The sequence below is a fragment of the Streptomyces boncukensis genome, assembly GCF_011045075.1.
GTDB lineage: Bacteria > Actinomycetota > Actinomycetes > Streptomycetales > Streptomycetaceae > Streptomyces > Streptomyces boncukensis.
This window is the reverse complement of record NZ_JAAKZZ010000368.1, coordinates 1-7,591: the sequence shown is the minus strand read 5'-3', so window position 1 is coordinate 7,591 and position 7,591 is coordinate 1. Positions and strand designations below refer to the sequence as shown.

The following is a 7,591-nucleotide window of genomic DNA, read 5'->3' as shown; positions in this document are numbered from 1 at the left end:
CGGTGCGGCCCTTCCCGGGGGAGGGGGTGCGGGTGTCGGTCGGCGAGGTGGCGGCGAACGACATCTTCGTACGGGTCGCCGGGGAGTTCCGCGAGCGGCTCCGGTAGCGGCTCCGGTAGCGCGGCTGGGGCGCCCGCTGAGGGGTGGGCGCCCCCTTCCGGAGAGAACCACCCCCCCCGCTCGTAGATCGCCAGGGCGTGCGGTGCATAATCCTTGTGAATGTGAACGCATTCACGAGCACGCTCCATTAGTCCGTTTGGCCCCAGACGTGTGCCCGGACGGTACCCGTCACACGGTCGGAATCCCGGCAAAATGCCGCGGACCCACGGAGTGCGCACCGCAAGGACCTGAAGGAGGCGAGCCACGTGGACCTCGCGCTGGCGCCGGAGACCCTGGCGCGATGGCAGTTCGGCATCACGACCGTCTACCACTTCCTCTTCGTCCCGCTGACGATCTCCCTGTCGGCTCTCGTCGCGGGGCTCCAGACCGCCTGGGTCCGGACGAACAAGGAGAAGTACCTCAAGGCGACGAAGTTCTGGGGCAAGCTCTTCCTGATCAACATCGCCATGGGCGTCGTCACCGGCATCGTGCAGGAGTTCCAGTTCGGTATGAACTGGTCGGACTACTCCCGCTTCGTCGGCGACATCTTCGGGGCCCCGCTCGCGTTCGAGGCGCTGATCGCCTTCTTCTTCGAGTCGACCTTCATCGGCCTGTGGATCTTCGGCTGGGACAAGCTGCCGAAGAAGCTGCACCTGGCCACGATCTGGATGGTCTCCATCGGGACGGTGCTGTCCGCCTACTTCATCCTGGCGGCCAACTCCTGGATGCAGCACCCCGTCGGCTACAAGATCAACGAGAAGAGCGGGCGCGCGGAGCTGACCGACTTCGTCCGCGTCCTGACGCAGAACACGGCGTGGGCGCAGTTCTTCCACACCATCACCGCCGCCTTCCTCACCGGCGCCGCGTTCATGGCGGGCATCGCCGCGTACCACCTGCTGCGCAGGAAGCACATCGCCGTGATGCGCACCTCGCTGCGGCTCGCGCTGGTCACCATGGTGGTCGGCGGCATCCTCACCGCGGTCAGCGGCGACCGCCTCGGCAAGATCATGTACGACCAGCAGCCCATGAAGATGGCCTCCGCCGAGGCCCTGTGGGACACCGAGGCGCCCGCCCCGTTCTCCGTCTTCGCCTACGGGGACGTGGAGAAGGGCCACAACAAGGTCGCCATCGAGGTCCCCGGGGTGCTGTCCTTCCTCGCCCACGACAACTTCTCCGACGCCGTCCCGGGCATCAACGACACCAACGAACAGCTCCAGAAGAAGTACCGGGACACCATCGGCCTCGACGACTACCGGCCCAACATCCCGCTCGCCTACTGGTCGTTCCGCTGGATGATCGGCTTCGGCATGACGTCGCTGGCCCTCGGGGCCGCCGGCCTCTACCTCACCCGCCGCCGGTTCTGGCTCGCCGAGCGGCTGCGCACGGGCGAGGACGAGGTGCCGCGCCTCGCCCTCACCCGGGACCGGGAGCTGGGCGCCCGGCTCGGCACCTGGTACTGGCGGCTCACCCTGCTCACCCTCGCCTTCCCGCTCATCGCCAACTCCTGGGGCTGGATCTTCACCGAGACCGGCCGCCAGCCATGGGTGGTCTACGGCGTGCTGCCCACCGCGTCCGCCGTCTCCCCCGGCGTCTCCCAGGGCGAGGTGCTCACCTCGCTGATCGTCTTCACCGCGCTGTACGCGGTGCTCGCCGTGATCGAGGTGCGGCTGCTCGTGAAGTACATCAAGGCGGGACCGCCGGAGCTGACCGAGGCCGACCTCAACCCGCCCACCAAGATCGGCGGCGACGACCGCGATCCCGACCGGCCCATGGCCTTCTCGTACTGAGGCCAGAGGGGAGAGACCGTGCACCTCCACGACGTGTGGTTCGTCCTCATCGCCGTTCTCTGGATCGGCTACTTCTTCCTGGAGGGCTTCGACTTCGGAGTCGGCGTCCTCACCAAGCTCCTCGCGCGCGACCGCGCCGAGAAGCGCGTCCTCATCAACACCATCGGGCCCGTCTGGGACGGCAACGAGGTCTGGCTGCTCTCCGCGGGCGGCGCCACGTTCGCCGCCTTCCCCGAGTGGTACGCCACCCTCTTCTCCGGCTTCTATCTGCCGCTGCTGGTCATCCTGGTCTGCCTGATCGTGCGCGGCGTCGCCTTCGAGTACCGCGCCAAGCGGGACGACGACCGCTGGCAGACCAACTGGGAGCACGCGATCTTCTACACCTCCGTGATCGTCGCGTTCCTGTGGGGCGTGGCCTTCGCGAACATCGTGCGGGGCGTGAAGATCAACGCGCAGGGGGAGTACGCGGGGAACATCCTCGACCTGCTCAACCCGTACGCGCTGCTCGGCGGGCTGGTGACGCTGTCCCTGTTCACCTTCCACGGCGCGGTGTTCACGGCGCTCAAGACCCTCGGCGACATCCGCGAACGGGCCCGCCGCACGGCCACCTGGCTGGGGCTGGCCACCGCCGTGCTGGCGCTGGGCTTCCTGCTGTGGACCCAGGCCGACAGCGGTGACGGCAAGAGCCTGATCGCGCTGCTGGTCGCCGTCGTCGCGCTGGTGTCCGCCGTGGGGCTCAACCTCGCAGGGCGGGAGGGCTGGTCGTTCGCCTACTCCGGAGTGACGGTCGTCGCCGCCGTCGCCATGCTCTTCCTCGCCCTCTTCCCGGACGTCATGCCCTCCACGCTGAACGACGACTGGAGCCTGACGGTCACCAGCGCCGCCTCCACGCCGTACACGTTGAAGATCATGACGTGGTGCGCGGGGATCGCCACGCCGGTCGTCCTGCTCTACCAGGGGTGGACGTACTGGGTGTTCCGGAAGCGGATCGGCACCCAGAACATCGCGGCCGGAAGCGCCCACTAGCCATGTCCTGCGGAGCTCGCCGGGTCCGGGCTGCCCCGCGCCGTGCGTCGCGGTCCGCGGGTGTGCTGCTGGTTGCGCGCGCAGTTCCCCGCGCCCCTGAGGGGCGCCCCCTCTCGCAGGTGCGCCCCGAGGGGCAGCCCGGACCCGGCAGGACCTGCCGGAGAACAGGACGGAGGCCGTCATATGAAGCCTGTTGACCCGCGCCTGCTGACGTACGCACGCACCACGCGCGCCTTCCTCGCCGCCGCCGTCGCGCTCGGCCTCGTCGGCGCCGCGCTGGTCATCGCGCAGGCCATGCTGATCGCCGACGTCGTCGTCTCCGCCTACCAGCACGGCCGGGTGGAGAGCCGCGAACTGGTCCTCCTCGCCGGCGTCGCGGTGGCCCGCGCCCTCGTCTCCTGGCTGACCGAACTCACCGCGCACCGCTGCGGCGCGGTCGTCAAGTCCCAGCTGCGCACCCGGCTGCTGGAGCACGCCGCCGCCCTGGGGCCCGGTTTCCTCACCCGGCAGCGCACCGGCGAACTGGCAGCTCTGGCGACCCGGGGCGTCGACGCGCTGGACGACTACTTCGCGCGCTATCTGCCGCAGCTGGGGCTCGCCGCCGTGGTCCCGGCGGCGGTGCTCGCCCGTATCGTCACCTCGGACTGGATCTCCGCCGCCATCGTCGTCGGCACACTGCCGCTCATCCCGCTCTTCATGGCGCTCATCGGGTGGGCCACCCAGAAGACGATGGACCGCCAGTGGCGGCTGCTCGCCCGGCTGTCCGGCCACTTCCTGGACGTCGTCGGCGGACTGCCCACCCTGAAGGTGTTCGGACGGGCCAAGGTCCAGGCCGAGAACATCCGGGCGATCACCGCCGACTACCGGCGTGCCACCGTCCGCACCCTGCGGATCGCCTTCCTGTCGTCCTTCGCGCTGGAGCTCCTGGCGACCATTTCGGTGGCGCTGGTGGCGGTGAGCATCGGCATGCGCCTGGTGCACGGGGACCTCGATCTGTACACCGGGCTGCTGGTGCTGATCCTCGCGCCCGAGGCGTATCTGCCGCTGCGCCAGGTCGGCGCCCAGTACCACGCCGCAGCGGAGGGGCTCTCCGCCGCGGAAGAGGTGTTCGCCGTGCTGGAGGAGCCGGCGGACCCGCGCGGCGACCGCGCCGCGCCGGATGTGCGGACGGCCCCGATCGAGTTCGCGGATGTCGTCGTACGGCACGAGGGGCGGACGGCCGACTCGCTGAGCCGTACGTCGCTGACCGTGCGGCCCGGCGAGACGGTGGCCCTCACCGGGCCGTCCGGAGGCGGCAAGACCACCCTGCTGTCCGTGCTGCTGGGCTTCACCCGCCCGGCGAGCGGACGGGTCACCGTGGGCGGCGCCGACCTGTCGGCCGTCTCGCAGGAGACGTGGCACGAGCAGATCGCCTGGGTGCCGCAGCACCCGTATCTGGGACCCGGAACGGTGGCGCAGAACGTACGGCTGGCGCGGCCCGGCGCGGACGACGCCGCGGTCCGGCGCGCACTGCGGGACGCCGCGCTGGAGGACGTGGACCCGGAGCTGGAGCTGGGTGAGGGCGGCGCCGGGCTGTCGGCCGGGCAGCGGCAGCGGGTGGCGCTCGCACGGGCGTTCCTCGCCGACCGTCCGCTGCTGGTGCTGGACGAGCCGACGGCCGCGCTGGACGGGGGCACGGAGGGCGAGGTGGTGGAGGCGGTGCGGCGGCTCCTCGCGGAGGGGCGGCGCACCGTGGTGCTGGTGACGCACCGCCCCGCGCTGCTCCGGCTGGCCGACCGGGTGGTCGTGGTCGGCCCTGACGCCACAGGGCGCGCATCAGGGGAGCGCCCGGCCATGGGGGTGCCTCCCTGTTCGAGCGGAGCCGCGGCGGTGGCGAGCACCTCAGCGGCGCCTGACCGTGCGGAGGAAGCGGCTGCCGCTGTACGCCCGTCGCCGACCGCGGCAGCGGCAGCAGTGGGAGTCCCCTATCGCGGCGGAGCCGCATACGGGCCGCCGAGCCCCGCGCCCCCTCCGGGCGCGCTCCGTGACGGCACCCACCCCCTCTCCCGGGTGCGCGCCAGCGCTCAGGGGCTGACCCGGCGCTTCGCGCTCGCCCTGCTGCTCGGCGCCCTCGCCCTCCTCAGCGCCGTCGGCCTGATGGCCACCTCCGGCTGGCTGATCTCGCGGGCCGACCAGCAGCCGCCGGTGCTCTACCTCATGGTCGCCGTCACCGCGACCCGCGCGTTTGGCATCGGCCGCGCCGTCTTCCGGTACGCGGAGCGCCTCGTGTCGCACGACGCGGCGCTGCGCGTCCTCGCGGACCTCCGCGTCGGCGTCTACCGCCGCCTGGAGCGGCTCGCGCCCGCCGGGCTGCGGCGCGCCCGGCGCGGCGATCTGCTGTCCCGGCTCGTCGCCGACGTGGACGCGCTGCAGGACTACTTCCTGCGCTGGCTGCTGCCCGCGACCGTCGGGGCCGTCGTCGGCGTGCTGGCCGTGGCGTTCACGGGGGCGCTGCTGCCCGCCGCCGGGGCCGCGCTCGCGGTGGGGCTGGCGGTGGCCGGGATCGGGGTGCCCGCGCTGACCGGCGCGCTCTCCCGCCGTACCGAGCGCGAGCTGGCCCCCGCCCGCGCGGAGCTCGCCACCCGCACCGTCGACCTGCTGACCGGCACCGCGACCGGCGAGCTGGCGGTGTCCGGCGCGCTGCCCGCGCGGATCGCCGACACGCTGGACGCCGACCGCGCGCTGACCCGGCTCGCCGGGCGCTCGGCGGCGCGTACGGCGCTCGCGGACGGCCTGGGCGCGCTGGCCGCCGGGCTGACGGTCGCCGCTGCCGCCTGGACGGGCGCCGTGGCGACCGCGGACGGCTCCCTGGACGGGCTGTGGCTGGCGACGGTCGTGCTGACGCCGCTCGCCGCGTTCGAGGCGGTGACGCCGCTGTCGCTCGCCGTACAGCACCGGCAGCGCAGCCGGCGCGCGGCCGAGCGGGTGTACGAGGTGCTGGACGCGCCGCTCCCGGTGCGGGAACCGGAGCCGGGTTCGGAGCCGGGGTCGGAGCCGGGCCGGGCGCGGGAGCTGGGCGCGGCCCTGCCGCTGCGGGTGCGCGGCCTGACCGTGCGGTACCCGGAGCAGGCAGAGGGCGCGGCGCCCGCGCTGGACGGCTTCGACCTCGACCTCGCCCCGGCGCGCCGGGTGGCCGTCGTCGGCGCGTCCGGATCCGGCAAGACGACGCTGGCGCACGCGCTGCTGCGCTTCCTCGACCCGCAGCCCGGCGGCACGTACACCCTCGGCGGGGTCTCCGCGCTGGAGGCGGATCCCGACGGCGTACGGAAGCGCGTGGGGTTGTGCGCCCAGGACGCGCACCTGTTTGACAGCACCCTGCGCGAGAATCTGCGGCTCGCCCGCCCCTCGGCCGGCGAGGACGAGCTGCGCGCCGCGCTGGTGCGGGCCCGCCTCGCGGACTGGACGGACACCCTGCCCGGAGGGCTGGACACCCTCGTCGGCGAGCACGGCGCGCGGCTGTCCGGCGGGCAGCGGCAGCGGCTCGCGCTGGCCCGCGCGCTGCTCGCCGACTTCCCCGTGCTGGTGCTGGACGAGCCCGCCGAGCACCTGGATCTGCCGACGGCGGACGCGCTGACCGCCGATCTGCTCGCCGTCACCGAGGGCCGTACGACGGTGCTGATCACCCACCGGCTGCGCGGGCTCGACGCGGTGGACGAGGTGATCGTGCTGGACGGCGGCCGTACGGTCGAGCGCGGGACCTACGCGCGGCTGGCGGCCGCGGGCGGCCCGTTCAGCCGGATGCTGGAGCGGGAGGAGGAGCTGGAGCGGGAGCGGGAGCGGGAGCCGGCGCGGGACGGTGCGGTGGGTACGGCGGGTGCGGCGGGTACGGCGGGGGCGGCATCCCCCGTTCCGGTTCTCGGCTGAGTCCGGCTTTCACCCGCTATACGGACTCATTACGCTCGGCATATGCCTGCACCGGACCCGGCGGAACGACTGTCCCAGGTGCTGGACGCCATGGTCAGCATCGGCAGCGGGCCGGGCCCCGACCTGCACACGACGCTCAGCCACATCGTCCAGACGGCGGCCCGGGTGGTGGACTGCCGCTACGCGGCGCTGGGCGTGCTGGCCGACGACGCCGACGGCGCCGACGAGCGGGGGCTCAAGGAGTTCGTCACCGCGGGGATGAGCCCCGAGCAGATCGCGCGCATCGACCGCTTCCCGGACGGCACGCACGGGCTGCTCGCCGCCGTGCTCCGCGCCGACGAGCCGCTGCGGCTGCCCGATCTGACGCTCGACGCCCGCTTCGAGGGCTTCCCCGCGCGGCACCCGCCGATGCACAGCTTCCTCGGTATCCCGGTCCGGGTCGGCGGCGAGCTGTTCGGGAACCTCTATCTCACCGAGAAGCGCACCGCACCCGGGTTCACCGACGAGGACGTCCGGGTGATCCGGATCCTGGCCACCGAGGCGGGCATCGCCATCGGCAACGCGCGGCTGCGGGAGGCCGCGCGGATCCGCGAGCGGTGGATCGACGGCAGCGCCGCCGTCACCACGGCGCTGCTCGCCGGGGACCCGGGCAACGCGCTGGACGTCGTCGCCGAGCAGGCCCGGCGGCTGGCCGGCGCGGCCGCCGGACTCGTCCTGCTGCCCACCCGGCTGCCGGGGGACCCGGGCGGCCCCGGAGGCGCGGGCGGCCCCGGGGG

The 7,591-nt window shown here is 73.2% G+C and carries 4 protein-coding genes; all 4 read left to right on the top strand.

All coding sequences use genetic code 11. From position 1 onward, the window contains the following. Positions 1-365 precede the first annotated feature (365 nt). The gene (locus G5C65_RS26870) at positions 366-1,886 is read left to right on the top strand and encodes a cytochrome ubiquinol oxidase subunit I (protein ID WP_165301528.1); all 1,521 of its coding nucleotides are present in this window, start codon (positions 366-368) and stop codon (positions 1,884-1,886) included. 18 nt (positions 1,887-1,904) lie between these two features. Continuing rightward, the gene (gene cydB / locus G5C65_RS26865; protein WP_165301527.1) at positions 1,905-2,912 is read left to right on the top strand and encodes a cytochrome d ubiquinol oxidase subunit II; all 1,008 of its coding nucleotides are present in this window, start codon (positions 1,905-1,907) and stop codon (positions 2,910-2,912) included. A gap of 183 nt (positions 2,913-3,095) precedes the next feature. Next, on the top strand, positions 3,096-6,815 hold the full coding sequence (gene cydD, locus G5C65_RS26860) for a thiol reductant ABC exporter subunit CydD (RefSeq protein ID WP_165301526.1): 3,720 nt from the start codon (positions 3,096-3,098) through the stop codon (positions 6,813-6,815). 42 nt (positions 6,816-6,857) lie between these two features. Continuing rightward, positions 6,858-7,591: GAF domain-containing protein (locus tag G5C65_RS26855; RefSeq protein ID WP_165301525.1), on the top strand; the 734-nt coding region annotated here is incomplete at its 3' end.

Excerpts from the sequence above, each read along its gene's own strand:
- cydD (WP_165301526.1), top strand. The coding sequence starts at position 3,096 with ATGAAGCCTGTTGACCCGCGCCTGCTGACGTACGCACGCACCACGCGC.